This is a genomic window from Streptomyces sp. NPDC101166, assembly GCF_044768125.1.
Taxonomy (GTDB): domain Bacteria; phylum Actinomycetota; class Actinomycetes; order Streptomycetales; family Streptomycetaceae; genus Streptomyces.
On record NZ_JBIWPF010000240.1, the window covers coordinates 1 to 1167 of the forward strand.

The window sequence follows — 1167 nt, forward strand, 5'->3', positions numbered from 1 at the left end:
CCGCAGGTCCGCATCCTGAAAGCAGCGCTGCCGCACCTGGATTCGCACGGTTCGGTGACCTTGGTGACCGCCGCCTCGGCCCGCTCGGCCTTCCCGGGCACGGCGGGTCTGGCCGCCATCAACGGCGCGCTCAATGCCATGGTCGCGCCGCTGGCGGTCGAGCTCGCCCCGCTGCGGATCAACGCGGTCGCCCCGGGTGTCATCGATACGCCTTGGTGGGACCGGGTTCCCGAGGCTCAGCGCACCGCTCTGTTCGACGGTCTGGTCGCCACCACCCCGGTGGGCCGGGTCGGGCGCCCGGAGGATGTCGCGGCCGCCATTCACCTGCTGGCGGTGAACGGCTTCACCACCGGCGTCGTCCTCGATGTCAACGGGGGGACCGGTCTGGCGACCGGTCGCTGAATCCGCCTTCGCGGCAGGCTATTTCCCGGCCGCGCGGTCGCGGCGCAGTTCCAGGCCGTCCAGGATGAGGCTGAGTTCGGAGTCGAAGAAGTCCTCGCGGGTCTGGGCGACGTCGATGTCCCCCAGGCTGCGATGTCGCTTGGTGATGTGCGGATATCCCTGCGTCGCCTGCCCGGCCATCACCATCATCTTGGCGAACCACTCCTGTTCGGTCTGGCCGCTGCGTGCGACGGTGGTGACCATGGCGGTCTCGCCGCCGGTGGAGCCGATCACGTAGGACCAGATGGCATTGGAGCCGCGGTCGGCGGCGTAGTCGTCGAACCCGGCCGCCTCGAGCAGGGCGAGCATGCCCTCGGACAGGCGCAGCAGGTTCGGGCCGAGATAGGCGAGTCCGGCGCCGGTCATGGCGATGCTGATCCAGGGGTGTCGCAGAATGGTGGCTCGCAGTTCGCGGCCGACCGCCAGGAGATCGGCGCGCCACCGCTCGGGGGCGAGGGGCGGCATCCGGACCTCGCCGAAGGCCTCGTCGATGACGAGTTCGAGGATCTCGTCCTTGTTGGTGACGTGGGTGTAGAGCGAGGTCGCGCCCGCGTTGAGCCGGGTTCCGAGCCGGCGCATGCTGAGCGCGTCGTAGCCCTCGGTATCGAGCAGGGCGAGCGCCTCGGTGACGATCTGTTCCCGGCTCAGTGCGGGCTGATCCTTGCGCTGTCGTTCCGGTCGGGTCCACACCGACGAGAACTCCTGTGCCTTGGCCGCCATGGCTCT

The 1167-nt window shown here is 69.5% G+C and carries 2 protein-coding genes; one reads left to right on the top strand and one right to left on the bottom strand.

Features of this window, described 5'->3' with window-relative positions; translation table 11 throughout:
* Positions 1–402: SDR family oxidoreductase (locus tag ACIRS4_RS38050; protein ID WP_404204830.1), on the top strand; the 402-nt coding region annotated here is incomplete at its 5' end.
* An 18-nt stretch (positions 403–420) separates the two neighbouring features.
* Here the strand turns inward: ACIRS4_RS38050 and ACIRS4_RS38055 are convergent.
* Positions 421–1167, bottom strand: a 747-nt coding sequence (locus ACIRS4_RS38055) for a TetR/AcrR family transcriptional regulator C-terminal domain-containing protein (protein WP_404204832.1), incomplete at its 5' end; no start/stop codon positions are given.